The sequence below is a fragment of the Geomesophilobacter sediminis genome, from assembly GCF_016458275.1.
GTDB classification, from domain to species: Bacteria; Desulfobacterota; Desulfuromonadia; order Geobacterales; family Geobacteraceae; genus Geomesophilobacter; species Geomesophilobacter sediminis.
The window spans coordinates 303,020-328,981 of the sequence record NZ_JAEMHM010000002.1 but is presented as its reverse complement, the minus strand read 5'-3'; the positions used below and the strand labels follow the sequence as shown (position 1 = coordinate 328,981).

The 25,962-nt window shown below is 61.0% G+C and carries 21 protein-coding genes; 8 read left to right on the top strand and 13 right to left on the bottom strand.

Annotated elements, in window-relative coordinates:
- Nucleotides 1-213 precede the first annotated feature (213 nt).
- Together JFN93_RS03165 and JFN93_RS03160 are read right to left on the bottom strand one after the other, a co-directional pair.
- A complete protein-coding gene (locus JFN93_RS03165) occupies nucleotides 214-456 on the bottom strand; it encodes an acyl carrier protein (protein ID WP_199382537.1) in 243 nt (80 codons plus the stop codon).
- A 41-nt stretch (nucleotides 457-497) separates the two neighbouring features.
- Nucleotides 498-1,532 (bottom strand): FemAB family XrtA/PEP-CTERM system-associated protein, encoded by a 1,035-nt coding sequence (locus JFN93_RS03160; RefSeq protein ID WP_236021505.1) that lies wholly within the window; start codon nucleotides 1,530-1,532, stop codon nucleotides 498-500.
- Between the two features lie 358 nt (nucleotides 1,533-1,890).
- Here JFN93_RS03160 and JFN93_RS03155 point away from each other — a divergent pair, with 358 nt between their 5' ends.
- From JFN93_RS03155 to JFN93_RS03145, 3 genes are all read left to right on the top strand, one after another.
- The gene (locus tag JFN93_RS03155) at nucleotides 1,891-3,498 is read left to right on the top strand and encodes an AMP-binding protein (RefSeq protein ID WP_199382536.1); all 1,608 of its coding nucleotides are present in this window, start codon (nucleotides 1,891-1,893) and stop codon (nucleotides 3,496-3,498) included.
- A gap of 3 nt (nucleotides 3,499-3,501) precedes the next feature.
- On the top strand, nucleotides 3,502-3,741 hold the full coding sequence (locus JFN93_RS03150; protein WP_199382535.1) for an acyl carrier protein: 240 nt from the start codon (nucleotides 3,502-3,504) through the stop codon (nucleotides 3,739-3,741).
- Between the two features lie 240 nt (nucleotides 3,742-3,981).
- Nucleotides 3,982-4,638, top strand: a complete 657-nt coding sequence (locus tag JFN93_RS03145) for a hypothetical protein (protein ID WP_199382534.1) — start codon at nucleotides 3,982-3,984, stop codon at nucleotides 4,636-4,638.
- An 828-nt stretch (nucleotides 4,639-5,466) separates the two neighbouring features.
- On the opposite strand, the gene JFN93_RS03140 is transcribed toward JFN93_RS03145, so the two are convergent.
- The 5 genes from JFN93_RS03140 to JFN93_RS03120 all read right to left on the bottom strand — a co-directional run bounded on the left by JFN93_RS03140 (nucleotide 5,467) and on the right by JFN93_RS03120 (nucleotide 11,009).
- Nucleotides 5,467-6,576 carry a glycosyltransferase gene (locus JFN93_RS03140; protein WP_199382533.1) on the bottom strand — a complete coding sequence of 370 codons (1,110 nt, stop codon included), beginning with the start codon at nucleotides 6,574-6,576 and terminating at the stop codon, nucleotides 5,467-5,469.
- A 290-nt stretch (nucleotides 6,577-6,866) separates the two neighbouring features.
- Nucleotides 6,867-7,499, bottom strand: a complete 633-nt coding sequence (locus JFN93_RS03135) for an exosortase C-terminal domain/associated protein EpsI (protein ID WP_328753536.1) — start codon at nucleotides 7,497-7,499, stop codon at nucleotides 6,867-6,869.
- The gene (gene xrtA / locus JFN93_RS03130; RefSeq protein WP_199382532.1) at nucleotides 7,496-8,335 is read right to left on the bottom strand and encodes an exosortase A; all 840 of its coding nucleotides are present in this window, start codon (nucleotides 8,333-8,335) and stop codon (nucleotides 7,496-7,498) included. Before xrtA ends, JFN93_RS03135 begins: the two co-directional genes overlap by 4 nt.
- Before the next feature lie 198 nt (nucleotides 8,336-8,533).
- Nucleotides 8,534-9,484 carry a hypothetical protein gene (locus JFN93_RS03125; RefSeq protein ID WP_199382531.1) on the bottom strand — a complete coding sequence of 317 codons (951 nt, stop codon included), beginning with the start codon at nucleotides 9,482-9,484 and terminating at the stop codon, nucleotides 8,534-8,536.
- A gap of 49 nt (nucleotides 9,485-9,533) precedes the next feature.
- Complete coding sequence (locus tag JFN93_RS03120; RefSeq protein ID WP_199382530.1) at nucleotides 9,534-11,009, bottom strand: MBOAT family O-acyltransferase; 1,476 nt, start codon at nucleotides 11,007-11,009, stop codon at nucleotides 9,534-9,536.
- A gap of 469 nt (nucleotides 11,010-11,478) precedes the next feature.
- Here JFN93_RS03120 and JFN93_RS03115 point away from each other — a divergent pair, with 469 nt between their 5' ends.
- The 5 genes from JFN93_RS03115 (at nucleotide 11,479) to JFN93_RS03095 (ending at nucleotide 19,480) form a co-directional block, all read left to right on the top strand.
- Nucleotides 11,479-13,578 carry a hypothetical protein gene (locus JFN93_RS03115; protein WP_199382529.1) on the top strand — a complete coding sequence of 700 codons (2,100 nt, stop codon included), beginning with the start codon at nucleotides 11,479-11,481 and terminating at the stop codon, nucleotides 13,576-13,578.
- A 234-nt stretch (nucleotides 13,579-13,812) separates the two neighbouring features.
- Complete coding sequence (locus JFN93_RS03110) at nucleotides 13,813-14,466, top strand: class I SAM-dependent methyltransferase (protein WP_199382528.1); 654 nt, start codon at nucleotides 13,813-13,815, stop codon at nucleotides 14,464-14,466.
- 48 nt (nucleotides 14,467-14,514) lie between these two features.
- Nucleotides 14,515-16,119, top strand: coding sequence for a right-handed parallel beta-helix repeat-containing protein (locus JFN93_RS03105; RefSeq protein WP_199382527.1), 1,605 nt, complete (start codon nucleotides 14,515-14,517; stop codon nucleotides 16,117-16,119).
- A 290-nt stretch (nucleotides 16,120-16,409) separates the two neighbouring features.
- Nucleotides 16,410-17,579, top strand: a complete 1,170-nt coding sequence (locus JFN93_RS03100; RefSeq protein WP_199382526.1) for a choice-of-anchor D domain-containing protein — start codon at nucleotides 16,410-16,412, stop codon at nucleotides 17,577-17,579.
- A gap of 17 nt (nucleotides 17,580-17,596) precedes the next feature.
- Nucleotides 17,597-19,480 (top strand): right-handed parallel beta-helix repeat-containing protein, encoded by a 1,884-nt coding sequence (locus tag JFN93_RS03095; RefSeq protein ID WP_199382525.1) that lies wholly within the window; start codon nucleotides 17,597-17,599, stop codon nucleotides 19,478-19,480.
- Between the two features lie 24 nt (nucleotides 19,481-19,504).
- On the opposite strand, the gene JFN93_RS03090 is transcribed toward JFN93_RS03095, so the two are convergent.
- The 6 genes from JFN93_RS03090 to JFN93_RS03065 form a co-directional block, all read right to left on the bottom strand.
- The gene (locus JFN93_RS03090) at nucleotides 19,505-20,113 is read right to left on the bottom strand and encodes a YdcF family protein (RefSeq protein ID WP_199382524.1); all 609 of its coding nucleotides are present in this window, start codon (nucleotides 20,111-20,113) and stop codon (nucleotides 19,505-19,507) included.
- A gap of 127 nt (nucleotides 20,114-20,240) precedes the next feature.
- Nucleotides 20,241-21,389 carry a radical SAM protein gene (locus tag JFN93_RS03085; protein WP_199382523.1) on the bottom strand — a complete coding sequence of 383 codons (1,149 nt, stop codon included), beginning with the start codon at nucleotides 21,387-21,389 and terminating at the stop codon, nucleotides 20,241-20,243.
- Between the two features lies 1 nt (nucleotide 21,390).
- Nucleotides 21,391-22,371 (bottom strand): glycosyltransferase family 2 protein, encoded by a 981-nt coding sequence (locus JFN93_RS03080; protein ID WP_199382522.1) that lies wholly within the window; start codon nucleotides 22,369-22,371, stop codon nucleotides 21,391-21,393.
- Nucleotides 22,368-23,303: a glycosyltransferase gene (locus tag JFN93_RS03075; protein ID WP_199382521.1), complete on the bottom strand. Its 936-nt coding sequence runs from the start codon at nucleotides 23,301-23,303 to the stop codon at nucleotides 22,368-22,370. Before JFN93_RS03075 ends, JFN93_RS03080 begins: the two co-directional genes overlap by 4 nt.
- Nucleotides 23,296-24,759, bottom strand: a complete 1,464-nt coding sequence (locus JFN93_RS03070; protein WP_199382520.1) for a lipopolysaccharide biosynthesis protein — start codon at nucleotides 24,757-24,759, stop codon at nucleotides 23,296-23,298. Before JFN93_RS03070 ends, JFN93_RS03075 begins: the two co-directional genes overlap by 8 nt.
- Nucleotides 24,759-25,961, bottom strand: coding sequence for a hypothetical protein (locus tag JFN93_RS03065; RefSeq protein WP_199382519.1), 1,203 nt, complete (start codon nucleotides 25,959-25,961; stop codon nucleotides 24,759-24,761). The genes JFN93_RS03070 and JFN93_RS03065 overlap by 1 nt, the downstream gene beginning before the upstream one ends.
- Nucleotide 25,962: the final 1 nt, after the last annotated feature.

Sequence of the window (25,962 nt, the reverse complement as noted above, 5' to 3'; positions counted from 1 at the left end):
CTGCTGAATCACTTTAAATAAGCAGGCGTCACAATACACCAACTTCCCCCTCCAAGGCAATAACAGGCTGAAAAAACGCACAAAAAGATCCCCCGGCAGTTTTCCTGCGCGGTGGATCGCGGGGGTACCGCAAAGGCCGAAGCCGGTATTTAATTAGGGGGTTCAGGTTAAGACAATCCGCAGGTCAAGAAAATCCCTAACTTGGAGGTCCGATCACGCCGACGGAGCGAGTTTGCTCTCGATGGTGGCGAGCAGGTCGGCGACATTTTTGGCAGCAAGCAGTTCGGTCTGGGTGAAGCGGATCCGGAACTCGGCCTCGATCGCCGTGATCAGGTTGATGTGGGTGAGCGAGTCCCAGCCGTCGATGTCGTTGGCGGTCGTCTCGGGATGGATGTGGAGGGTGGTGTCATCAAAAACCAGCCGGAATACCTGAGTGAGTGTTTCCATAAGTGCCATGGTCGATTCTCCTGATTGAAATGGTTGGTGTTTAACGGGCGCTACGGGATGTTGCGCACCAGGCGCGGGCCGATCAGGTTGGTGAGTACCAGCGGCAGTTGTTTCCAGAGCCTTACCGCCAGGCGGAACTTCGGGTTTTTGGGGTTAAGTTCGGGAAAGGGGGTGCCGTCCGGGAAAAGATACTGCCAGTTCAAAGGCACGGGCTCCGCGCCCCATTGCTTCTTGAAATGGTAGGTCCCCTCGCCGGGGGTCGATCGTCCGAAATCGAGGGTGCGAAAGCCGCGGTCGATGGCAAACCGGATCACCTCCCAGTACAGCAGGTCGTTAGGGCACATGGTTCGGTAGCTGGAGATCGACGAGGCCCAGGGGACCTCGACGGTAGTGCGGAACCAGAAGGCGATCCCTCCCCCCACCGCGGCCGCCCCGGAGCGGACCACGAACACCCGGGTCTCCTCGGGAAAGGCCGCCAAAACCCTGCGGAAGAAGTCCCGGGAATAAACCGGGGTCCCGAGGTCGCGCATGTTGCGGGCGAAAACCGCGTAGAACTCGTCGAGCAGTTCCAGCCCCCCCGAGATGCATTCCAGCCCGCACTTCTGGGCCTTGCGGATCTGATTGCGCAATTTGCAGTTGAACGTCTGCCACTGCCGTTCCGCATCGTCGGCAAGGGTCAGGAGCATGGTGACCTTGTGCTGGCGGGTCGGCAGTCCGGGAACCTGCGCGCCGAGATGGCGCAGCTCCACGTGGTCGGCACCCAGCTCGCAGCGCAACCGTTCCGCCTTGGCCAGAAGGGCCTCTGCCGCGGCGGTGGAGTTGCAAAGCAGCCCGCCGTAGTTCACGAAGGGGACCGATACCAGGAAATTACCGAAGAGGACGCTTTTCATGTGAATCAGGGGGAGCACCCCCTGAATTCCCCCCACCTCGTCGCAGGCGGACAGAAAATAAGGGACGTGTCCGAACGCCTCGACAATGACCTCCTTCCAGCCGTAGCGATGATAACCGGTGGCAAGGGGGTGGCCGGATACGAAGGCATCCCACGAGCCGGGGTCGGTGTCGGTACTAACACTACGCAGCATCATATGAACCTCCTGCACCGGGAGAAGATTATATCCTTTTAACACTGCGTCATTCTACCACCGGTACCTCGGGAGAGAAGCACGGACGCAAGAGGTCGGATCCGTCCCGCAAAAGAGATCGGCGTGGCCTTGGGGGATGAGTTTGGGCGAATATGCCGTGGATCGGCGGGGAAACTGAACGGGGGAAGGCGACAGCGGGAAGTGCGATTTCCGGGAACCGTGCCGGAGGGGGAAATGCCTTTCGGTTGACAAGTTTCCAACAAATGTGGTATTGGCGGCGTTCACGACGGACAGTTCGTGATAGCCGTGCGGGAGCAGTCGTCAGAAATTACGGTACCGCTGATCCAGGAGGGACTCACCAATGAAGAGCCACAACATTGCGCTCGCCTGCACCCTCGAACAGTGCCAGCAGGGTCGCGCCGACAAGACCGCCATGCGGTGGGTCGACCTTCACGGCAACCGCACCGATTACAGCTTCGCCGATCTCGAGGCCCACTCCAACCGCTTCGCCAACGCGCTGACCAGCTTGGGGGTAGCCCCCGGCGAGGTCGTCTTCACCTTCCTGCCCAAGATGCCGGAACAGTTCTTTTCCTTTCTCGGCACGCTGAAGCTTCAGGCCATCTGCGGCACCCTCTTCTCCAACTTCGGCGAAGACGCCCTGTTGGACCGGCTGGGCGATTCGAAGGCGGTCGGGATCGTGACCAGAAAGAGCCTTTACAAGAAGTTGGCCCGGGTCCGGGAGCGCCTGCCCGACCTGCGCCTGGTGATCCTGGTCGATGGCGACGACGACCCGGCCCAGGGGGTGGTCAGCTACACCCGGATCATGGCGGAGGCCTCCGCCGAGTTCCAGGTCGCCGACACTACCCCGGACACCCCCTCGGTCCTGCACTATACCTCCGGCTCCACCGGCAAGCCCAAAGGGGTGCTGCACCGGCACGGGAGCCTCGCCAGCCAGCAGGCGACCGCACGGGACGTCTTGGGGCTCAAAGACGACGATCTCTACTGGTGCACCGCCGACCAGGGGTGGGTGACCGGGACCTCGTACGGCATCATCGGCCCCTGGAGCCTGGGAATCACCCAGCTCCACTACGGCGGCGGATACGACGCCCAGGCCTGGATGGACCTGATCGCCCGGGAAAAGGTGACGGTCTGGTATTCGGCCCCCACCGCGCTGCGCATGTTGATGCGCGAGGAGGAGCAGGTCTTCACCTCCGCCGACCTGTCGACGCTGCGGCGCATCTACAGCGTCGGCGAGCCGCTCAACCCTGAAGTCATCCAATGGTCGCGCCGGGTGCTCGATCACGACATCTATGACACCTGGTTCCAGACCGAAACCGGCGCGATCATGATCACCAACCGCCCCGGCATCGAGGTGCGCCCCGGATCGATGGGGAAGCCGTTTACCGGCATCGAGCCGGCCATCCTGGACGACGCCGGGACCCCGCTCCCCGACGGGGAGCAGGGAAGTCTCTGCGTAAAGGCGGGGTGGCCTTCGATGTTCGTCACCTACCTCAACAACGAGTCCGCCTACCAATCCAAGTTCAAAAACGGCTGGTACTACACCGGAGACACCGCCCGCCGGGACCCTGACGGCTACTACTGGTTCATGGGGCGAAGCGACGATGTCATCAACACCGCCGGCCACCTCATCAGCCCCTTCGAGGTGGAAAGCGCCCTTCTGGAAATCGAGGAAGTCGCTGAGTCCGGCGTGATCGGCGCCCCGGACGAGCTTCTGTTTGAGAAGGTGGTTGCCTTCGTGCAACTGCACGAGCGCTATCAGCCCGACCGCGACCTGGAGATCAAGATCCGGCTCCACGTCTCCAACCGTGCTTCCAGCATCGCCACGCCGCAGGAGATCGTCTTCTGCGACAGCATTCCGAAAAACAAGAGCGGCAAAATCATGCGCCGGGTCCTCAAAGCCCGCTACCTGGGTGAAGATCCCGGCGACACTTCGACATTGGAGATCTAAGACATGTCCACGATGGAAAAACTCAACGAAATCTTCTGCATGGTATTTGACGACGACACGATCCAGATCCACCCCGAGATGACCGCCGCCGACGTCGACGGGTGGGACTCCCTTTCCCACGTCAACCTGATCACTACCATCGAGGCGAAATTCAACATCCGCTTCCAGCAAAAAGAGCTCCTCAAGCAGCGCAGCGTCGGTGATCTCCTCGCCGACATCGACCGCAAGCTCGCCGCCGCATAAGTAGGATCTGAGAGTTCGTTCAACGCGAAGCCGCGGGAACGCCAAGACTCCGAGGTGAGGTATTTCACCAGAGGCTCTTCGGGTCCGCGGCTTTTCATTTGCCTTACGTGGTCTCAGCGTTCGGAAGACACCCCGCTCGGAAAAAGTAGGGGGGCAGGTGTTGACTTGCCCGAATGCCAAATTAAAATTTGCCAACATATCGCCAAGCATCGGATCATCGAGCTAACTGGAGGTGAAATCATGGCAACGTTTCCAGACCCCTACGATACTTCAGGCATCGACGACTTATCGGTCAACGACCTCATTGCCACCATCCACCACGCGGCGGAAAAGGCTGAAACGCACCCGGCGTTTCAGGGGGAACTCCCCGAATACGTGACCAAGGCCTCAGGTCTCAGGGAGATCGCCGACGGGCTAGAGGTTGCCCGCATTGCCGCCTTGGGCCGGGATCGGGATCGGCTCATCGAGCAGAAGACCTTAATGGCCGTGGGGAAACAGGCGCTTATCAAAAACGCCGGCCACATCGTCCTTTTATCCCTGCACCGGAACGACCCGAGCCTCCTGCTCAATGCCAGCTACCAGTTGAAACAGAAAGGCCCCCCGAAGGCGGTTAAAAGTCTTTTGGACTTGGTACCGGAAACTTCCGCCAAGCGAGGCGCGACCGGATGCGCCTTGGTAATCGTGAAACGGGCAAAACAACATGCCAGCATCGAGGTGCAGATGACGACCGGGGATCCGCTTGTGGAATCGAATTGGAACAGCCTGGGGATCTTCAACAGGTCCAAGATCGAAAAGAAGGGACTCACCCCCGCTACGCGGGTCTATTTTCGGGCACGATATCACGAGGACGGACTCGCCGGTCGCTGGTCGCCGGTAGTCGAGCTCATCATCACCTGACCAACCGTCGGCGCGGCGGCATCCCTACCTAGATGCCGCCGCGTTCGTCTTTCAGGCCCCCTCCCCGCAGCTCCTCCCACCCTCCCCTTCAACCTTTCCCTCCGGATAAAAATCCCGGTCGTGGCCGGGTTTGGTATGGATTGCCACCAGGCCATACCTCTTTCGTCAGAGGCTTTACCGACCTCGCGAGAAACCTTTCCGGTTTCGAGACAAGCCGTGCCGCCTTCCGAAGAAACCATACCGGTCGACACCATGGCAGGTATTGCCTGCTCCCGGAACTATTTCACCATCGCTACCGCCATACCGGTTGGGACGAAACCCGTACCGGCGTGGTCCGCAGCTGTACGGTTTTGCCCCCAAACTTTACCGGTATTCTAACCCGCTCATCCAGTGGCGAGGGAAACCGTATCAGGCTCCATGGGAGCTATACCGGTCTCCGAGCAAGCCCTACCGGTCTCAAGGAAAGGCATACTGGTTGTGCTAACGACCGGTACGGCATTCCAGGAAACGAGACCGGTTTGGGGCCAAACCATACCAGCACGGGAAAAAATCGGTTCGCTGATGCGGACAGACGGGCAGGGAAAAGGACCTTCGAGGATACCGAAGGGTCCGGGTCAGGTACGCAAATGGAGAAATGGCCTTTGCTGACGTTGTGATGGTCGGCAAAGGCCCTTTTACTGACGGGTGGAAAATATCAAGGAATGACCAAGTTATTGGAGAGTGGTAACAACCTTGCTGCGCAGTTATCGGCAACGGGTTCCGGAGCGCGGTCGGAGGTAACCGGAAGGAACCGGCAACGGTGCCGGTCGGGGCGAGGTGCCCCAAGGATCATCTTACCGCCCGACGGTAGATCTCCAGGTAGCGAGCCGCCATCGCCCGACTGGAATAATGCTCGGCCACCCTGAGCTGGGCCCGGTGTGCCCGCTCCGCAGCGGCATCGAGGTGGTCGATGACCTCGCGTATCCCTTGTCGCAACGCACCTGCCGACACCTCGGTCACCACCCCGCAGGCCCCCTCCCCGAGCGCTTCGGGTATCCCTCCGACCCCAGTCGCCACCACCGGCACCCTTGCCTGCATCGCCTCCAAAAGGGTCATCGGCAGACCTTCGGTCGACGAAGAGATCGCGAAGAGGTGAAAAAGAGCCAAGCAGCGGCGTCCGTCGGGGATAAAACCGGGAAGCAGGAATCGTCCCTCCAGACCCAGTTCGCGCGCCTTCCGGGTCAGTTCGCCCCGAAGCTCCCCCTCCCCCACCACGACCAGGCGGAGGTCCCGTCCTTCCGCGACCAGTCCCGCCACCGCCTCCAGCAAAAGATCAAAGCCCTTCTCCGGCGACAGCCTCCCGATCGCTCCGATGACGAAACCGGCGGCGCAAAAGGAAACCAAGGCAGGGTCCAACGCCTCCCGGGCTGGTGCCGGCTCGGCGATACCGTTAGGGACCACCTCCACCCGGACCCGGCGCTGCTTAAGCCGCGGGTGCTCCTGCATGGGCCGGTTCACCACGACCACCCGCTCAACCCGAGACAGCACCACCCCGTGGAGCCACTCGTAGAGCGCGAGCCGGCCCCGCGCCTGCCCGTTTCCGGTCCAGCCGTGCAGGGTGGAGACCAAAGGGAGCCGGCGCAGCCACCGGGGGAGGAAACCGAACAGGATGTCCCCCTTGTAGCCGTGCGAATGGAGGATCTGCACCCGCTCCCGCCAGGCAAAGGAAAGGATCGCTAAGGCCCCGGCCGGGTTGGGTCCCGGAACCATCCGAAACGGGACTACCGTCAGGCCCCGCCGGCGCGCCTCCGCCTCGACCGGCTTCTCGGGATACCCCGGTGGGGCGATGCTCCCGAGGATCGGGTGAAGGCCAAGACGGAGCTGTTCCGCCATCAGGCCGAGGAGCATGGTTTCCGCCCCATACATGCCGCCACTGTCGATCAGGTGCAGGATTTTCATGACGCTCCCCTCCCGGCACGAGTCATCCGGTGCGCCCCCAGCAAGGTCAAGACCCGTAAGGTTACCACCGGAGACGGAGCATGTCAGGAGAGCAGCGGGGATTGAGACAGGAGCTTCAGCTACGCGGGGAAGGTTGGGGGAGAGGCGATCCGGCCGGGGGAGGCCGGATCGGGAGGCCGGATCGGGAGGCCGGATCGGGAAACGGGATCGGGAAACGGGATCGGGAAACGGGATCGGGAAACGGGAGCCATCCGTCGCGGTGCCGGGAGACGGCAGGCGTGGGGCAGGTTCTAGCCGGGGAGGAACTGCCGCAGGGTGGGGAGAACGTCGGTGATGAAACGCTCAGCGGTGCGCTGCGCCTGTCTTTCATCCCCCTCGAAGGGAACCGAGACCCGAATGAAGGAAGCATCCCGACGCTGGTACAACACCGAATTGACGATCTCCGCCACTTTCAGGGAGAATTCATCGGAAATGCTCTTGTCCCTCACCTGAAACCAGTAGAGGAACATCTCGCTACTCTCCCCCTTCCGGTAGATCGCCTGCACCAGGTTGAGTTTCCCTTGCGGGAGATCCAACTGCCGCCGAACCGATGACATCTCCAACCACCCACTTCCCGGGAGACAATGTTTGGGCGAGTGGATCTCCCCGCTGTCCTTCCCACCTGCGTGGTAGCCCACGTAAACGGCAACCCTCTTTCCCTGCGGATCGATATACGCGCGAGAAAGAACGTCGGTCGCCCGCAAAACCTTTTGCACTTCATCGGAGATGGCAAACTCCCCCTCCACCCGCCACCCATTGAGGTTCACCGGAAAGGTAGCGAGCTGGGCGGCGGTCGGCACGGTCAGGTCGCGATGCAGGTTCATGTACAGCCCGACGGCCAGGAGCACCAAGAACACACAAAAAAAATGGATTTTGTCGATCACCCTTTTCGCCCCCGCGCAAGTAACGTCCCCAAGGACAGCATCAGAACCATAGCCACGCCGAAAACGGCCAGCCCCGCAAACTCGTGGAAGAAACCTTCGGCGGCTCTGCTTCCCCAGTACTGCGCCAGAAATCCGGTCCCGATGACGCGGCAGGCGTTGGCGAATACCGCAATCGGAATCGAGCAAGCCACCAGGAGGAGTCTCCGCCATCCCGACATCGGGAGGTAAAAGGCGTAGGCGACTCCTATGGCGAGCAATGAGATGAGTGAGCGAATCCCGCTGCAGGCGTCGGCGACCTCAAGGGTGGTGGAGGGTAGGATGATGATGTTTCCCTCACGCATGACCACGACCCCCACCGCCTGGAGAAAGGCGATGGACACCTTGGTCACGAAAAGCTTGAGCGGAAAAGCAACGGAGTCATAAACGAGGTACGGCAGGGGAATCATGAACAGCAGGTAGCCAAGCGGCAGCAGCATGAGCCGGAACAGTTGTTTCCCGAAGAAGAAGAGGGTCAGCCCGGCAAGGACGACGACGATGGAGATCCTCATGCTGAAGTATTCCGTCCCCAGCCACCCGATTAAAAGCTCCAGAAGCCCCGCCAGGACGAGCCCCAGCCCGGGCCACCACGGGGCCACCTCGGCCCCAAGGATCTCTTCACGCCGCAGGTACGCGAAGTAGCCGGCGATGAGGGGGACGACGAATCCGTGGGAATAGTTCTCATCCTGATACCACTGCACCACCATGTCCGGTACGACCAGGCGGTAAAGCGCCGCCAGGAGCAGCAGCAGAGCGCCAAACTGGAGCTTGTACTGTTTCAACGACTCAGAAAAGGTCATCGGGACAAATTACCTCCGCGGAGCTGGACGAAAGCTCGAATCTAACTACCTCAGCACACGGCACCAGAGTGCCTAACGAATCTACCGGTGCCCGACCTCCACCATAGGGTGGTCGGGCGGTGCTTCCGGGCCCGTGGGTAGCGCGCCGGCCAAATGTAAAACGACGCCGGCTCGTACTCGTCCCCCGAGAAACAGACGTTAACTGCCACCGTCCATCCCCGGCGTTTTCCGCATCTCCGGGAAGAGATCGGGGTGCAGAGCCAGCAGCCGCTCCGACACGATGCGCGCACCGATCCGGTTAACGTGGTTGGGGTCGTAGAATCCCTCCGTCGGCACCGGCAAAGCCTCCAGGTTACAGAACCGGAACGTGGGAAACCTCTTCAGGACCCTGCTCGCGACTTGGTCGGCATCGGCACGTGCTTGGCGCGGAATCCCCCGGAAATAGCCCGCAGTCACCGGCGTACTGACCAGCACCAGCCGGATCCCTTTTTCGCTGCACAGCTCGGCGATCCGTTCCAGATACCTCGCCTGGAACGCAGAGGTTCCCAGGTACTGCTCCCGAGCCAGAAAATGTTCCGCAACTCTTTGGTCCACCTTGTCATGGTCGACAAAAGAGCCGGTCAACGGCTTGTAGTCCCCGTTGAAGGGAAAATCCATCCTGTTCAAGGGTTTCCGAAACAGGTACTTCATCAGGATGGGATTCTGGACCAGACGGAAAGGAGCCCCATATTCCGCCTGCAGGAACGCCACAAGGTAGGGGAGCCGAAAAGATGCGACCTGCCGGCGGGCCGGCGGATCCAGGAGGATGAAATACTCCTTCCATTGGTTCAACTGGTCGGTCCGAAACTGCACATCGTGGTTCGCCAGGTTGTGCGGGGAATATCCGAGCAGTACCGTCTTTACCTGCGGGTTCAGCGCCAGGAAATGCTTTAACTTGTAGTAGGTGTAGAAGTAGCTTTCCGCACTGCGGGAAATGTTCACCACTCCCCTCAGGAGGTCCGGGCAAATGGAGGTCTCGGTGTGGGAATCACCGGCCGCCACCACAGTCGTATCCCGGCTCATGCGGAAGACGCTCGACAAAAGGGCGCTTCGGTCCGCTCGCAGGGAAATTCGGCAAAGCGGGATGAGGAGCAGGATCCCGCCGGCCAAGAAGAGCACTCCCCTGAGAAGGATCCGGTCCAGCCCCCGCCCGCCTTTTTCAGAACTGGAAGTAGATGAAGGTTGCATTGCCGAAGATTCCCGCAAAAACGAGGCAGAGGGTGATGGCGTAGCAGGTCCCCCACCGAACCCAGCCAGGGGCAGCCTCTATGGCATCAGGAAGTGAAGACCAGCCTCGCCGCGCACAGAAGAAGCTGATGCCCCCCAAAGCAGCCAGTAAGACGGCAGCGAGGTAGAAATCCCAGATGGACTGGCCAGCCAGTAGGTACGTCTCGACCAACTCCCCCCAGTTCGCAGCCGGCAGGGGACCGGGGGTAAAAAGATGGGTCGCGATGTACCATCCCTTCTCCAAGGTCCCGGCCCGGAAGAAAATCCAGGCAAAGGAGACGAGGAGGAAAGTGACGCAGACCTGCCAAAGTCGCAGCCACCAAGCCTTCTCGATCCCCAGCCAGCGGTAAAGTCTCCTGCGGTAAGGACTCCAGATGACGGAACAGGAAAGGTAGATTCCGTGGATACCCCCCCAGGCAATGAAGCCCCAGGCTGCGCCGTGCCAAATGCCGGATACCAGAAAGGTCACCATCAGGGCCAGCGCCGTTCCCCACTTTCCCCAATACCGCCATCTCATCTGCAGCGGCTGGAAAAGGTTGGCGAGGATCCACCGGGAGAAGGTCATGTGCCAGCGCCGCCAGAAATCCCCCACCGAAGTGGCAAGATAGGGACGGTCAAAATTCTGGGAGAGCCGGATATTGAAAAGCCGCGCCGAGCCGAGGGCCATGTCCGTGTAACCGGAAAAGTCAAGGTAGAGCTGAAACGCGTACAGCACCGTGGCGAAGACCAGGGAAATCCCCGCGTATGCCGTCGGCCTCGCGTACACGGCATCCACGAAGAGCGCGAGCCGATCCGCGATGACGACCTTCTTGAACGCCCCCCAGAGAAAGAGGGTCATCCCGGAACGGATGTCGAGGTAATCAAAGCGATAACTTTGACGGAACTGTACGGCGAGGTCGCTGCTTTTTTCGATCGGACCCTGGAGCAGCTTTGGGAAAAACGCCAGGGTGAGGGCGAATATGCCCAGGTGGCGTTCCGGATCCTCATTTTCCAGATACACGGCGACGAGGTAACCGATCGCCTGGAAAACGAAGAAGGAGACACCGACCGATACCAGCAGCGGGGGAGCGCTCAGCTTCGCCACCGGGATGAAAGACGGCAGTGACGAGACGCATTCCCATAAAAACGGAAGGTACTTCATCCCAACCAGGACCGCGATATTGCCGACAATACCGATAAGAAGGAAAAAACGCGGTCGATTCCCGGCAGGTCCGACCTGAAGCCCGCAGACGTAGGAAAGTAACGTCACGAAAGCCAGAACGACCACCAGGTAGCTTGCCCCTGCGTCAAGGTAGAATCCGTAGCTCGCCGCCAGCAGGCCGCCCCAACGCATCCTGCCGCGGGACAGGTGATGCACCAGAAATAGCAACGGCAGGAATATCAGGTATTCGAGTGAAGTGAAAGGCACCAACGCCTCCGGGGCGACCTCAGAACGACGTGCCTCCCCCAAGTGAATTATGACTATTTCTTCATTGGTGACAGTCACAGCAAACCGGCCCCAAAACACCGGTTCAATTCTTAAAGCATCAGCGTCGCCAATTTACCTTTACTTCAGCCAGTAATCAAGAAACTTCTTTGTACAAGGTGCATCTTTACTTACTTGGCTAGAACTAAATCGGCCTGATGTATGTTTGCAGATGAGGCCGGTAACTTAGTTTCTATTTATTATGCTTGATCTTTTCTCTATCTGGCGGCATCATTGCCATCGCCCGGCGGCGTCCTGGCGGCTCGGCACCCTTGGCACTCACGCGCCGGTACTGAATGCAGAATCATGTCCCGCCGTACGTGAGGATCAGACCTCCATCAATGGGATTAACGCAAGGGTTCAGAAAACGCGGACGCCCCTTGATTGAGCAACCGGCCCTGTGGAGGACGGCATGAGACAGATCATAGTGATTGCCCTGCTGGTGCTGGTGCTGGTTCCGGTGCAGGCCGCGTCGCGCACGATCGCCACGGTGACGGCTGCCGGCACCTACAACTGGTCTGCCCCTGCCACTTGGCAAGGCGGGGTGGTCCCCGGGGAGGGGGACAACGCCGTGGTCTCCCCGCAGGTCACGGTGCGGGTGGACACCAATACCACCATCGGTGAGACGGGCCATGTCGGCACCGCGTTGACCTGCAACGGAAACTGCACCGTGAGCGGCGGCGTAACCCTTACCAGCCATGGGGACATCGTCATCGCGGACGCCCGAAAACTCACTTTCGACCCCGGGTCGGCCCTTGTCATGGACTCCTCCACAATTCAGGGGCGTCCGGTGCTGAGCATCACTCCGCAGACGACAGGTGTCCTGGTGGCGAACGGCAACGCTAACTCCCACGTATCGATGGGCAAAGCTGCCGGTTCAGGAAACTGGAACATCCACTTCGGGGGTGGCAACCCACGCGGGCAGATCGACCTGCACTACGCGGACCTGACCGACCTGAGCGGCTCCCCCAACGCCGCCTCCCTCGATATTTTCCAGACCGGAGGAACCGGGAGCTACGTCATTGACCATTGCACCTTCACGCGGTCGGCACGGATCCTCGTCAGCAACCTGACCGCTACCTCAAACTTCATTTTCACCAACAACACCTTCACCGGAAACGACGCCTACCGGGAAAACCTTAAAGTCAGTGGACATGCTGCTCCGGCGCAGGGAACGGGAAGGATCCTGGCCGGCAACGTATTCGACCGTCCCGTCTGGATCGCCTCCAACGGGGCCGGCATCGGGGGGTGGACCATCGACGGCAATTTTTTCAGCAGCCGGTACCAGGACGGCCGACCTGCATTTGTCGCCGACACCGGCACAACCACCTCCACAAGGGACTTCACTTCGTTTAGCAACAATTTTGCCTACACCACCTTCAATAACGATGTGGTAAGCATCAACGGCTCCGGAACGATCGAAAACAACTATTTCTATGTGAGCGCTGACAACCCACACTTCCTCGCCGCGATGAGCACGGAGAGTTCCCGCCCGATCAACGTCAAGGGGAACATATTCGAGTCGGGTGGAAAGGATGACGACGGTGACTGCGTATTCGCATCAGTGCTCCCCGTCCCCATTCCCTACACCATGAACATCTTCGGCAACATCGTCCTCCCCGAGCCTGCGTCAGGCGGCGGCTCCGGGACCCTCTACACCTACCTCCACGACGACCCCAACCGCACGTTGAACGCCTACAACAATACCGTTGCGACCGGGGTGCAGGGAGCCACGATGCAGGAGGGGAATAAACCGCACAGCGGGATGGGATATTTCCGGAACAACCTTTCCTGGGGCACCAAAGCCCGCAAGGGATATCACGTAAGAAGCAGCAACGGTGTCTTTGTTTACGGTGGTGCCAGGATATATGCGTCAAACCAAAGCTCCGACCGCTATTCCCTGACCAAAAGCGGGGCGGGATGGAAGCCTGACTTTTTCAGCAAGAACGGGACCTTTAAACTCGTCATCCTCGCGGGGGCCAACGCGGGCCAGAGCAGGACCATTTCAGGCAATACCGACTCCACCCTCACCGTGGCCTCCCCCTTCCCGGTCCCCTGTGATCGGACCAGCGCCTTCGGCATCGTCGCCGTCGACGTCATCGATGCTGACTACAACGCAGGCTTCAACCTCGCTTCGGGAGATGTCTATGACGGCAACGGACTCCACCCAAGCCGCACCTACGGCTATTTGAACCTCGCCTACGGCTCCCGTCCCGGCACCCATGACATTGTGGCGGATCCGCAGTTCGTAGATCCCAAAAGGAATCTGGCAGCGTGGGATTCCAGCCTCGGTGGAATGGGGACGGTCGATGCAGCGCTGGCTAGGATCAAAACGAATCCAGCTTCGCTCATACCCGACCTGCTCGGTTACGTGCGGGCCGGCTTTACCCCAAGGAACCGGGCACTTGCCGGCGCCGGTTACGGAGGGGTCGATATTGGAGCGCTGCCGGTCCAACGTGCCCCCGGAGCCGCTCGGGATTCCCAATCCCGCGGTGCGGCAGCGCAGCGGTAACCATGACCACAAAGCGCCACGCAGGAGCCCGCGAACTGGCACCTGAAGCAGTTCGGCCGAGGCGAACCGAATAAATTATTGCCTTTTTATTATTAGAGCAGTATTATCGCCCCCCGAAATGGACGTAGCAGTCGAAGAGTGACTGACTGGTTCAGGTTTCCGCTCGGACAATCGAAGCGTCGTATATGGCAGATTCCATCGGACCAGCAACAATGACTGTCTGAGGAGGTTCCAATGCGAGGGTTGATGGCCGCAGTTGAAGGGGTGTTCCTTTCCAAGGTACGGGGCTACGACCGGGTCCAGCCCCTGTTGAACCGGTTCCGCAGGGACGTCCTCCCCCCCGAGGTCGCTCGCTCCGCGAAGAAGTTGAATCTCGGCTCCTCGTTCCGGCCGATTCCGACCTACGTGAACGTGGACGTCCTTGAAGAGCGCCATCCGGACATCGTCTGCGACGTCAGGAGGCTGACCTTTTCCGGGGACGACGAGTGGGACCTGGTAAGGGCCAGCCACGTCCTGGAGCACTTCCCCCCCGGGGAGGTACCCGAGGTGTTCTCGGAATGGACCCGGGTCCTTAAGGCTGGCGGTTACCTCGTCCTGTGCGTCCCGTATTTCCAGGCAATCTCCTGGAGGGTGATTCTGGATCCCTCCGGGTGGAATCTTCCGGCGCAAAACGGGTGGATAAACGGGCTCTTCGCCTTAGACCTCCCCCCGCAATTCCGTCATCAGACCGTCTTTACCTACGAAAGCCTCAGCAAGCTGCTGGCCGGTTGCGGTTGCAAGCTGGTCGGAAAACAGCATTTTCGGGTGGCCCATCCTTACAGTCTGGGCATCGAGGACGACTCGTGCACTCCTTTTTCCCTCAACGTCGTGGCGCGGAAGATGAGTTGACGCCCCGCCCCACGACCTCGCGACACTAAGAAGTACGGAGCTGAAGCCATGCGGGCTCTCTTTGCCATCCTCTGTTGCCTCGGCGTTGCAACACCCTGCTGCGGTGGCGACATCTTCGTGACGGCCACCCGCCCCGCGCCTTCCGGCGACGGCTCCCTGGAGGCCCCCTTCCGCGACCTCGCCTCGGCGCTGAAAGCTGCACGCCCGGGGGACACCATCAGGTTGATGCCCGGCGTTCATGGGAAAGAGTACGTTCGCGCCCGCTGCACTTCCAACTGCAACGGCATCGTGAATCCCCCCCACGGAGGGACCCCCGGAAACCCGATCACGATTACTTCCTACCCATCTCCTTTAAGTGCGGTCATCGACGGGGGCAACCAAGCGGTAAGCTGTGTCTATGTCGGTTACCCCAATATCGTCATCGACGGGCTTGAGATCAGGAACTGCGGCATGATGGGGGTCCAGGCGGACGGCGACACCTACGGGAGCTACGACCCCGCCCAAGCCTACGGCAACTGGGGGGGGTACGGAACCAGGCTCTACAACGCCAACGGCATCGACAACCTCGTCATCCGCAACAACTACATCCACGACTGCAAGATGGACGCGGTGAAAACGGGGCACGGAAACAACGTCCGCGTCGAGAACAACAACATGTACCGGGTCTCGACCACCAGGGCCGGACATTCCACCATGCAGATGAACGGCATCTACGGAGGGGTCGTCCGCAACAACTGGATGCACGACGACGCCACGCCACAAAACCCCAATCCCCATATCGGATTCTTCATGAAGGGGGGATCCGAAAACATCGTCTTTGAGAACAACATCGTCGAGAACATGGTCCCCCCGTATGCCGGGATCGAGATCGGGGACAACATGGAGTGGTACAACACCCGGTACACCCCGGCCAAGATCCCGGGCCTGAACGACCGCATCCTGTCCCAGACCGATGCCGACAACGAGATCATGCCCTCCCCCACCGGGCCGAAGTATGCCCATGCCCCCACCTATCAACCCGAAGTCCTGGCACAGGCGAGGAACATCACGGTCCGCGGAAACATCGTGGTGAACTGTGATCCCCCGCTTTCCAGCCGTAACGGGTACAACGTCAAGTGGTACAACAACACGATCATCAACGGAGGGGGGAGCCAGGCGCTCTACAAGCTGTGGACCGATGGCTACAACGGCTTTCCCAGCAACACGAAGGGGGAGCACAGCCACCTCTGCAAGAACCTGAAGTTCTTCAACAACCTCTTTCTCAACGACCGGGTCGCGATGCAGGACCTCGGGGTGAAAGGGCGGGCTTACTACGTGAAGGACAAGGACGGAGACTACGCGGCGCCCCGGTACAACGAGGAAGGGCTCGCCATGGACTACAACCTCTACTACAACATGGGGTATTCCTGGTTCTCCGCCCACATCCCGACCAAGGTGGACCAACATTCCCTTTTTAACGTGAACCCGCTGCTCGATCCCGGGTACCGGCCTCTCCGTGGCAGCCGCGCCCTTCATGCCGGTGGCAACCTCCGGGCGCTGAAGATTTTAGGTCCGACGGAGACCTGGCAGGATCGGGACGGTGTCACCAGGCCGACGCCTCTTGAGCTGTCCCAGGGGTACACCATCGGGGCTCTCACTGCCGCACCGCGGTGACCTCCAGCAGTCATGACCACTGACGTTCCCCGGGTCCCGGCAGGGTTGCAGTTTCGCACCCAAGCCCGGCCCCGGGCATCCGCTCGCCCTGCCACCCCAGCATCCCCTCACAGGTAGCCCCGCAACCCAACCTCCCCCCAATGAGCCATAACTAAACGTTTTTTCGTTGTTTTTTTCGCGGCACCTATTTACAGTACGAAAAACCCGGCCGGCAGATTCCCTCTTGCAGCAAAGAGCTCTAGCCCAGCCGGCAGATGTTGGCAGCATCGAACCTATTGACAGGAGAGTTTATGGGGACACTAGGCAGATTCGTTTATCTTGCGGCGTTAACCTTGGGGTTGTGCCTATTTGAGGGAGCCCCTGAGGAGGCACAAGCCGCTACGGTTCCTCCAGTTTGCTGGACTGCCACGGCTCCCCCGACTCCACCAGCCCTTGCCTACTCCCCCACTACGCTCGCCTTCAGCAACGTTTCCACCGGCAAAAGTCAGAACCTCACCATCACCATCTCCAACTCCGGGCAGACGGCCGCCACGGGCGTGACCCAAGGGGGGCTCACCCCTCCGTTCACCCTGCTTTCCACGACCTGCAGCGGAACCCTGGCGGCGGGGGGAAGTTGCACCAGTACGGTCGCCTTTGCCCCGACCGTTCCCGGGACTACCGGCGAAATCCTCACCGCATCGGCATCGGGCATCGCCTCGGTTTCGGCCGCGGTGAGCGGAACCGGGGCTCTCCGGGATTGGACCACCAAGCCCCCCTTCGGAACCGCGTTGCGCACCGACGGCGACTGGTCCGTTGCCGGCCTGTTCGGCTGCTGGCTCCTCAATGAAGGCACCGGCGCCATTGCGCACTCTCTGGTGCCCAACGGGGACCTGCAGTTCCTGGATGCGGGGAGCACTGCGCCGGTCTGGGTCCCGGCAGGGATGGCTTTCAGTCATGGGGTGAGCGGTACTGTCTATGGCCACCTTTCCTCGCCGGCTGGGTTTTTCCCGAATAACAGCGCCTTCACCGTGGTGCAGAACGTGACGGTCCAACCACTGGCGCCTTACGAGGACATGGAGTTCTGGTCGGTGTATGGCTCCGGCTTGCCGGCGATAGGGCTGGGAGTAAGCGGAGACGGCGGCGGCAACTATTACCGGATGCGATGGGGGTGGAACGGCACCGAGACCAACTCAGCTGCCTACCGCCTCCCCCCGGGGAACTACACCCTGGCGACGGTGGTGTCGGGGACCAGTGTCAGCATCTACCGCAACGGTGCGCTTTTCTATGCTTCGACGCTGGGTGCTCCCCCCCCCTACAAAGGGACCTTTTCCATCGGCTCCTACCATCGGGATTCCTCGAACACCACCTACTACGGGTTAAACGGCAGTGTCGGCTTCACCCTTCTGTATAACCGGGCACTCTCCCCCGCAGAAGTCGCCGCCATTTCAGCCAACCCGTGGAAGGTTGCCCAACCGTACTAGGACGCAGGGAGAACAACATGAGATTTATAACAACCGTGATGGCCGTATTGTTCTTGTCGATCCCCGCGTGGGGAAGCGACCTCTATGTGACGGCAACCCGCCCCTCCCCTTTCGGAAACGGCTCCCTGTCCACTCCGTTTCGCAACGTGAGTTCCGCCCTGAGGGCCGCCCAACCGGGCGATACCATAAGGCTGATGGCCGGAGTATACGGAAAGGATTTCGTCGCCTCCCGCTGTACTGACCACTGCACGGGGGTGGTGACCCCGGTGCATGGGGGCACCGCCGGCAATCCGATCACCATAACTTCGTATCCGACACCGCTGAGCGCCATCATCGACGGCAGCAACCAAGCGGCAAGCTGCATCTACGTCGCCTATCCAAACATCGTCATCGACGGACTGGAGGTCCGCAACTGCTCCCTCATCGGGATTCAAGCCGACGGTGACACCTACGGCTCATATGACCCCGCCCTTTCGTACGGCAACTGGGGGGGATACGGCACCCGGCTGTACAACGCGAACGGGATCGACAACCTGATCATCCGCAACAACTACATCCACGACTGCAAAATGGACGCGGTGAAAACCGGTCACGGCAACAACGTCCTGGTCGAGAACAACAACATGTATAACGTATCGACTACTCCCGCCGGGCACTCCACCATGCAGATGAACGGGATCTACGGTGGGATCGTCCGCAACAACTGGATGCACGACGACCTCACCCCGCCAAATCCCAGCCCGCATCTGGGCTTTTTCGCCAAGGGTGGGTCGGCGAACATCCTCTTCGAGAACAACAGGATAGAGAACATGGTCGCGCCTTTTGCCGGCATAGAAATCGGGGAAAACATGGAGTGGTACAACATCCGGTACACTCCCTCCGAGATCCCAGGCCTCAACAGCCGGATCCTCTCCGAGACCGATGCCGACAACGAGATCATGCCCTCCCCCACGGGTACGATGTATGCCCATGCCACCACCTATCAGCCGGAGGTATTGGCGGAAGCAAGAAACGTCACGGTACGGGGTAACATCGTAATCAACTGCGATCCTCCGCTCTCCAGCAGGAACGGGTACAACGTCACCTGGTACAACAACACGGTGGTAAACGGAGGGGGGACCCAGAGCCTTTACAAGCTGTGGACCGACGGGTACAACGGGTTTCCCAGCAACACCATGGGAGAGCACAACCATCTGTGCAAAAACGAACGGTTCTTCAACAACCTTTTCTTCAACGACACGGTGCCGATAACGAACTTCGGCATTCCTGGGCGGGCCTACTACGTGAAGGACAAGGACGGAGATTACTCCCCCCCCCTCATGAATGAAGTAGGACTGGCGATGGATTACAACCAGTACTACAACATGGGGTTCTCCTGGTTCTCAGCGAACATCCCGACCCCGGTGGACTCCCACGCCCTCTTCAACGTCCACCCTTACCTGGATGCAACTTATCACCCGGCGCCGGGCAACCGAGCCCTCTCCTCCGGTGGGGACCTCCGCGCCCTGGGGGTTCTGGGGGCAACCGAGTCCTGGAAAGACCGGGATGGCGTGACCCGCCCTACCACCAGTGAGCTTGCCAATGGCTATGGCATCGGGGCGCTCACGGCGACCGACACCACCCCCCCCGTAGTCACGGACTTCACCGTCTATCTCACCCCCAACGCGTCAGCAGCCATTCCGGTGGCCATCGCCGCAACCGACGATGTCGCAGTGACCGCCTACTGCATCCAGACGACCAACAGCGCCAACGGCTGTACCTGGCAACCCTCCCTCACGAGCTACCAGCCGATCGCAAGCGGGGTAACCACTCTCTTTGCCTTCGCACGTGATGCGGCGGGGAACGTGAGTGCGGGGCGTGCGAGCAACCCGCTCAACCTCAATCAAGTCCCCTGCCCGTAAATCAGCCGGGGACCGCCGGACTGCTCACTCCGGCAGGTGCGGTAGCGGGAACAGCCCGTATCTGCCGTAGTAGTAGATCGATTTGAGAAGTTCAGTGGCCGGGAGGAAAAAACGGTCGTGCAGGGTCCGGGCGGGGGCGATACTGAAGGTGATTTCCGGGGGGAGAACCCGGCGCAAAATCCAGGCGGCCCGGCGAGCGTGATAGTCGGAGGTGACTATGATGGCGTGAGTGATGCGATGCGCGAGGAGGTACTTCCGGACGGCGAGCGCGTCCCAGACGGTGCCGCTTTTGTAGTAGGGAAGCGCGACGATGGCGCCGGGAGGCACTCCGAGGCGCACCAGCGCCTCCCGGATTCGCTCGACTGAGTAGAGGTTGCGCTGATACCGTTGCGACCATCCTCTCCGGACCCCGTCGTCGGCAACCACGACGAGCGGCGCCCTTCCCGCATGAAAGAGCTGTCCCGCCAGGCCAACCCGCTCCTGGTAGCTGCCACCGAGAATGACGATGGCGTTGTCCCGCAGTCGCTCGGTTCCCGTCGCCCCGGCCCCTGCGCCCCCAAGGCAGATCAGGACGAGTACCAGCACCCCCACCCCTTCCGCCCCAAAGACCCTCCGCAAGACCAGCCGAATCATGCTGACACCAAACTCGACAGCCGAGGCCAGGGGTTGCCCGGTACCCAGGTCGGCTTCACCCCAAGAAAAAAACTCGGGCCGGTTCGATGAGCCCCACCACCTGGCTGCAGCACGGTGGCGGAAACACCTACCGCGCATGCTCGTCCAGCACGCCTTGCACGACCTTGGGATCGAAGGTCATGCTCGTGGTGAGGTTGCAGCCGTGGATGCAGAAGCAGTTCCTGATCCGGGCCCGCATCGCCTGCGCCGGCTCCGAGCTCCAAAGCCTGGCCACATCGAGTCCGTGCTCCCTGAGGTTGCCAACCGGCTTGGTGAGCTCGCAAAGTGCCACGTCACCGTTGGCATAAATGACGCCGTCCACCTTGCCGGCATAGCAGGGTAGCTGGCGCTCCTTGCGCGCCATCATCGCCAGGGAGATCCGAATCTTCTCCTGCTGCCGCTCGCTCCAGAACCGGTAGGGTGCGGCGGCGTTCCTCGCACCGATCTCGCCGAAAAGCCCCTCCAGCCGGTTGAGGTCCACGACCGCCGCCTCGCCCTCCAGCGGGTCGATGTCGTTGGCGGCTTCCGGCGGGAGCCCATAGGTGCCGAAATGCTGTCCGCGGACCAGGGCGTAGCGAATCGGCACCCCGAGTTCGACCAGCCGTTCGGTGAGCGGGAGCACCTCGTCCAGGTTGCGCTTTTGGATGGTGATCGAGACCGCGACGGAAAACCTGGGCTCCTCCCGGGAGAGCTGCTGCAGGGCCTGGATCGTCTCCACTGCCCTTCGATACCCGTCCCGGACCCCCCGGATCTCGTTATGGGTCTCCTCCAGGCCATCCAGGGAGACCTGCACCGACAGGGTGTCCAGGGGGAGATGGAGGATTTCCCGGCAGGTGGCGACGATGCGCTCGGTGAGGTAGCCGTTGGTCGCCAGGGCGAGATTGCGGCAGCGATTCCGCTCGACGAACAGCCGGGCGATTTCCCCGACGTCGTTGCGCAGAAAGGGCTCGCCGCCGGTCAGGGAAAGGTGCACCGGGTGGCGCAGCGTCGATGCCACGGTCCCGATCTCCTCCAGGGAGAGCTCATCGCAGGAAGCGTTCAGGTCCTGCCAGTAGAAACAATGGGCGCACCGGTTGTTGCAACGCGCGGTGATGAAGAAGATAAGGGCAGTCGGGGACTGAAGGAGTTTGATCCGCCGCAGCTTGCGGCGAACGAACCCTTCCACGATCTGTGCCCGGATCGGGCCGGGGAGGTTCCGGTAGAGGCCTTTGGCCATTTTCTTGATCAGAGCCGCCATTTCATTTTCTCCTCTTGCGCCAGCTAAGATACCGCTCCATTTCTTCGGCCTTCAGGAAATCGATGTTGACCGAGCTGCGGATCTCGCGGTAGGTGGCGACGCAGGTGGTTAGGGCCTTCAGGATTAGGTATCCCCCGAGCAGGTGTTCCTTCACGATGGTCCGCCGGGAAAAGGTGAAGTAGGCAAGCTTGAAGGGAAGGAACAGATAGAAGATGAAGAAATGCAGCAGGCACTTCAGGCCGATCAGGAGCGACTCTGCGGTTGAAAAGTGCTTGAAGGCGAAACGGAGCCGGGTGAACTGGTACAGGTACGTCTCGTTGGCGTTGCGTCCCTTCGGGCTGTGGTAATGTTCGACCGCGCAGTCGGCACTCACGTAGTTGCGGAACCCGAGCTTGATGATCTTGTATCCGAAGTCCTTGTCCTCGCTCCCGAAGACGTAGTAGGGGTCGAAACCTCCGACCTTGCGGGCGAGCTCGGCCGGGACCATGCAGCAGCAGGTGGCAAGGAAATCGGTTTGCCCCTGGCAGTGCTCGGCGTTGCGCACGAAGGTCTCCTTGCTGCTCCCGTCCCCGGCGATGAGCCGTCCGTAAACCCGGGAGGGGTCGTTTTCGTAGACCCGTACCTCGCCCCCCACGGTCCCCGTCTTCGGCTTGCTGGCGAAAAAGTCGAGGAGATGGCGCAACGTGTCCGTCGATGGCAGGCAGGTGTCGCTATCGAGAAAAAGGATGTAGGTGCCACGGGCGGCATTGATGGCAAGATTGCGCAGGTATGCCGGCCCCGAGTTCACCTTGGCCGTGAGAACCGAAATGCAGGGGGAAAGGGTGCGGAGGGTCTGATAGTCGAAATCCGTGCTGGCGTCATCGGCGACGATGATTTCGAAGGAGCTGTTGCGCTGCGGCAGGATCGAGGCGATGCAGCGCCTCAGTTCCTCAGCCCGGTTGTAGACCGGGATCACAATCGAGATGTCTGGTCGGTTCATCATCTATACCCTTTCAGCCGTTTCAAAATCCCCTTCATTCCTGCCAGAAGAGAAGCGGAGAGGAAGGTAGCGAGGTAATAGCGGTAAATCCGGGGACTGGATACCCCCTTGCCGAGAAGCTCGCCGCAGACCCGGTGGCACTGCGCGTACTGGCCGCCGCAGAAGAGATCCGTCGCCATCGCCTCGCCACGCACCCGATAGGCAACCTGCATCGGCGGGTAGCGGTCCGGAGCTGTTTCCGGGAAAAGCCCGACGATGCGGTCGAGATTTTCCAGGGTGCCGACCCGGATGTCGACCCGGTCGGAGAGGTTGTCCCCGTGCAAGCGACGGTGGAACACGATTTCCGGCACCGCTTCGATCCGATGCCGCCGGGCGATCTTGAGCCAGAGGTTCGTGTCCTCGGCGGTAAGCAGTTCCTCGTCGAACCCCCCTACCTCTGCCAGCACCTCCCTTCGGACCAGGACACTGGGGAGCGCGATGAAGCTCTTTTGCAGGATCTGGTCGAACAGCGCTCCCGAAGGGGTCACCTCCGGTAAGACCGAGAGCAGCTCACCCGACTCGTTGCTGAAGTTGGCGAACCGGCCGTAAACCAGGCCGATGGCCTGCTCGCCGTGAATCCGCGCCACCTGTTGTGCGGTTTTTTCGGGAAGCCAGAGATCATCGGCGTCCAAAAAAGCGACATATTCCCCCCGCGCCTGCGCAATGCCTCGGTTGCGGGCGGCCGCCGGACCGGCGTTGGGCTGGCGGAGGTAGGTAAGTCGGCCACGGTAGGCCTCCAGCACCCGCTCGGTGTCGTCGGTCGAACCGTCATCGACCACGATCAGCTCGAGGTTCGGGTACTTTTGCCCCAGCACGCTCTCCACCGCCTGGGCAATGAAGCGCGCCGAGTTGTAGCACGGGATCACGACGCTGACCAGGGGAAAAGCCTCAGCCATGGGACACCCCCTTGCCCAGGCCGGGGACCCGGCTCCTGATCTCCCGGTCCAGCAACAAAACAAGGAGGGCGAAGACCAGCGCCGCGCCCAAAACGAGGGGAACCAGCCCCGCCGCGGGAACGCGCGTCTTCGCCACCACCAGGAAGCCGGACATGCCAAGGGAACATCCCAGGTAGCGCAGGATAGCCATCGTCGGCACCGCAACCCGATACAGTCGGCCCGAGGCGTAGGCGCCAGCGGCCAGGAGTACCACGTAGCTGATCAGGGTCGCCAGGGCCGAACCGATCAGGGCGAGCCGCGGGATCAGGAGCAGGTTCAGCAGGATGTTCAGGATGGCGACCCCCCAGGTAATTTTGGTCATCACCACCGTATTTTTGTGAAACTGCAGACCGATGATGAACGGGGTCAAAAGCCCTTTGAGCATCTCACCGGTGATGACGTACGGGAGTATGTCGGTGGAGACGAGGTACTGCTTCGAAGCGATGAGCGCGATGAACTCCCTGCCGAGAGCGATCACCCCGCAGATGACCGGCAGGGCCACCAGGCAGTACATTTTGATCGCCTCTTGCACCTGGCGGTCAGTCTCCCCGTGTCCCGGCCGGGCCCACTCCGTCATGATCAGCGGCACGAAGGCGTATTCGAACCCGGTGATCAGGATGCCGGTGATGTAGGAACAGAGGTTGTAAGGAACGCTGTAGACGGCAACCGCCTCGGTTCCCAGGAAGTAGCCGATCAGGTAGCGGTCCCCCATGGTAAGGATGATCCCGGCGAACCCGGAGAGCACCATGGGGATGCCGTAGCCGCTCATCTCTTTGAAAAGCGCGGCGGAACTCGCCCTCCTCGGCAAGCCGAATTCGCGTAGCAGAAAGGCGAGGTACAGCGCGAGAGTCACCCCCTCCCCGAGCAAAAGTCCCCAGTAGTAGCCGAAAAGCCCTTTCGAGAGGTACGCCACGAACGCGACGGAAAGGAGCATACCGAGATACTTCTCTCCCACCGCAAAGACGGTGTAGGTCCGGGCCTGGTTCCGAATGCGGAACAGGCAGCCGGTGATCTTCGAAACGATCCGGATGAAGATGAGCAGCGACGCGACCGCGAAAAGGGTGCTCGTGCCGGCAGGAAGCAGGTCGAGCTTCGCAAGGAACACGCTCACGGCGAGGGTCCCGAGCGTGCCGAGGAGCCCGAACTTGACCGAGTTCCGCATGATGGTGGCGTAGAACTCCGCGAAAAGCCCCCGCTCCGTGTACTCCGGGTAGAAACGCTGGGAAGCGTGGCGCAGCCCCACGGTCGACAGCGCCTCGACGAAGGAGAGCGTGATGGCGATGAGGTTCATTGCGCCGTAATCGCTCTTGGAGAGGATCCGGGTGAAGATGGGAAAGGAGATGAAGCCCCCCGCCATGATGAGAACCTCTCCCATCATGTAGGTGGAGGTCATTTTGACCAGCCTTTTCAGCGACATTACCTCCGTCCTTCCTGGTTTTCCCGGTCGGGGAGGTATACGTAGCGCGGGACCAGGTAATCCCGGTACTGGTGGGGGTTCCCTTGCTTGCCGTCTTCGGCGGCCTTGACGATGTTGTACATCTCGCGGGCGGACACGTAGTGAAGCCGGTACCTTTCCCCGTCGTTATAGGCGCTCTCCAGATAGTGGTACATGGCGTCGGCGGTCCGGCCGATGAGCGCATCCCGGTCCTCCTCGCGCGAACCGTGGCAGTGTACCTTCACGAAAATCCAGTCCGGGCGCCCCGGGACATGGATCCGCTTGTTTACCCAGTAGTCGATCCTTTGCGGCGTAGGGGAGTCGATCGCGCAGATGTTGGACTGTTCGATGCTGGGGCGCAACGAATGGGTGCGCGATTTCCAGCGCAGGCCAATCACCCCTTGAATCAGGAGGAGCCCCGGCGCCGGCTTCCTTCCAGCCCGCAACGGGACCGCAGTGGCGTCATACCCCTTGGGACGCTCCTTGCCGCTTCGGGCGTAGAAGATAGTGTTGGCGAGCGCCGGCTGGGATTCGTTGGAGACCGGAAAGGTGAAATCAGCGTAGCACCCCGCCTCCTCCAGGAGGGTAAGCTCATCGTTGACGCCGCAGTGCGCCCCACCCTTCCGGGAATTTGCCAGCGCCCAGTCCCCGTGAATGAAGGAGAAGGTTTTCCGCCCGTCGGGCAGGCAGAAGACCCCCAGGCGAGCGAAACTCTCCCGGCAATCTATGATCTTGCGACGCAACGACTCCTCGTCGTCGGGCCATGGCCCCGTACCACGATCGTGGTGCAGATGCATTTCGATCTCCCCGTACCCTTGGGCGCACAGGCCCACCAGCCGCTCCAGATGGTCCTGCGTATCATAGTGGGGGGGGAAGAAAAAGGTGTGCTGGGGAGGGATCCCGTCCGAGTCCCGGTGCGCCCCGGCGAGCTTCGGGTAGTCGTTGATCCAGGCAGCAACCCGCTCAGCCTGCTTCTCGGGCCCCGCCTTGCGGTTGCCAGGCTCGAAATGGTCGACGAAAGCGAACATCAGGTGGGTGACCTGCCGGTGCCGGGCCGTCCTCGCCAGGCGAAGCGTACGCAGGAGGTCAGCCGGAAGCCAATAGGTGAGCCCCTTCTTTTCGGCACCGATCCAGATGACGGCGGCGCAGACGGCAAATGCCGCCAGGAACAGTAACGTGATCATA

Excerpts from the sequence above, each read along its gene's own strand:
- JFN93_RS03165 (WP_199382537.1), bottom strand. The coding sequence starts at position 456 with ATGGCACTTATGGAAACACTCACTCAGGTATTCCGGCTGGTTTTTGAT.
- JFN93_RS03160 (WP_236021505.1), bottom strand. The coding sequence starts at position 1,532 with ATGATGCTGCGTAGTGTTAGTACCGACACCGACCCCGGCTCGTGGGAT.
- JFN93_RS03155 (WP_199382536.1), top strand. The coding sequence starts at position 1,891 with ATGAAGAGCCACAACATTGCGCTCGCCTGCACCCTCGAACAGTGCCAG.
- JFN93_RS03150 (WP_199382535.1), top strand. The coding sequence starts at position 3,502 with ATGTCCACGATGGAAAAACTCAACGAAATCTTCTGCATGGTATTTGAC.
- JFN93_RS03145 (WP_199382534.1), top strand. The coding sequence starts at position 3,982 with ATGGCAACGTTTCCAGACCCCTACGATACTTCAGGCATCGACGACTTA.
- JFN93_RS03140 (WP_199382533.1), bottom strand. The coding sequence starts at position 6,576 with ATGAAAATCCTGCACCTGATCGACAGTGGCGGCATGTATGGGGCGGAA.
- xrtA (WP_199382532.1), bottom strand. The coding sequence starts at position 8,335 with ATGACCTTTTCTGAGTCGTTGAAACAGTACAAGCTCCAGTTTGGCGCT.
- JFN93_RS03115 (WP_199382529.1), top strand. The coding sequence starts at position 11,479 with ATGAGACAGATCATAGTGATTGCCCTGCTGGTGCTGGTGCTGGTTCCG.
- JFN93_RS03110 (WP_199382528.1), top strand. The coding sequence starts at position 13,813 with ATGCGAGGGTTGATGGCCGCAGTTGAAGGGGTGTTCCTTTCCAAGGTA.
- JFN93_RS03105 (WP_199382527.1), top strand. The coding sequence starts at position 14,515 with ATGCGGGCTCTCTTTGCCATCCTCTGTTGCCTCGGCGTTGCAACACCC.
- JFN93_RS03100 (WP_199382526.1), top strand. The coding sequence starts at position 16,410 with ATGGGGACACTAGGCAGATTCGTTTATCTTGCGGCGTTAACCTTGGGG.
- JFN93_RS03095 (WP_199382525.1), top strand. The coding sequence starts at position 17,597 with ATGAGATTTATAACAACCGTGATGGCCGTATTGTTCTTGTCGATCCCC.
- JFN93_RS03090 (WP_199382524.1), bottom strand. The coding sequence starts at position 20,113 with ATGATTCGGCTGGTCTTGCGGAGGGTCTTTGGGGCGGAAGGGGTGGGG.
- JFN93_RS03085 (WP_199382523.1), bottom strand. The coding sequence starts at position 21,389 with ATGGCGGCTCTGATCAAGAAAATGGCCAAAGGCCTCTACCGGAACCTC.
- JFN93_RS03080 (WP_199382522.1), bottom strand. The coding sequence starts at position 22,371 with ATGATGAACCGACCAGACATCTCGATTGTGATCCCGGTCTACAACCGG.
- JFN93_RS03075 (WP_199382521.1), bottom strand. The coding sequence starts at position 23,303 with ATGGCTGAGGCTTTTCCCCTGGTCAGCGTCGTGATCCCGTGCTACAAC.
- JFN93_RS03070 (WP_199382520.1), bottom strand. The coding sequence starts at position 24,759 with ATGTCGCTGAAAAGGCTGGTCAAAATGACCTCCACCTACATGATGGGA.
- JFN93_RS03065 (WP_199382519.1), bottom strand. The coding sequence starts at position 25,961 with ATGATCACGTTACTGTTCCTGGCGGCATTTGCCGTCTGCGCCGCCGTC.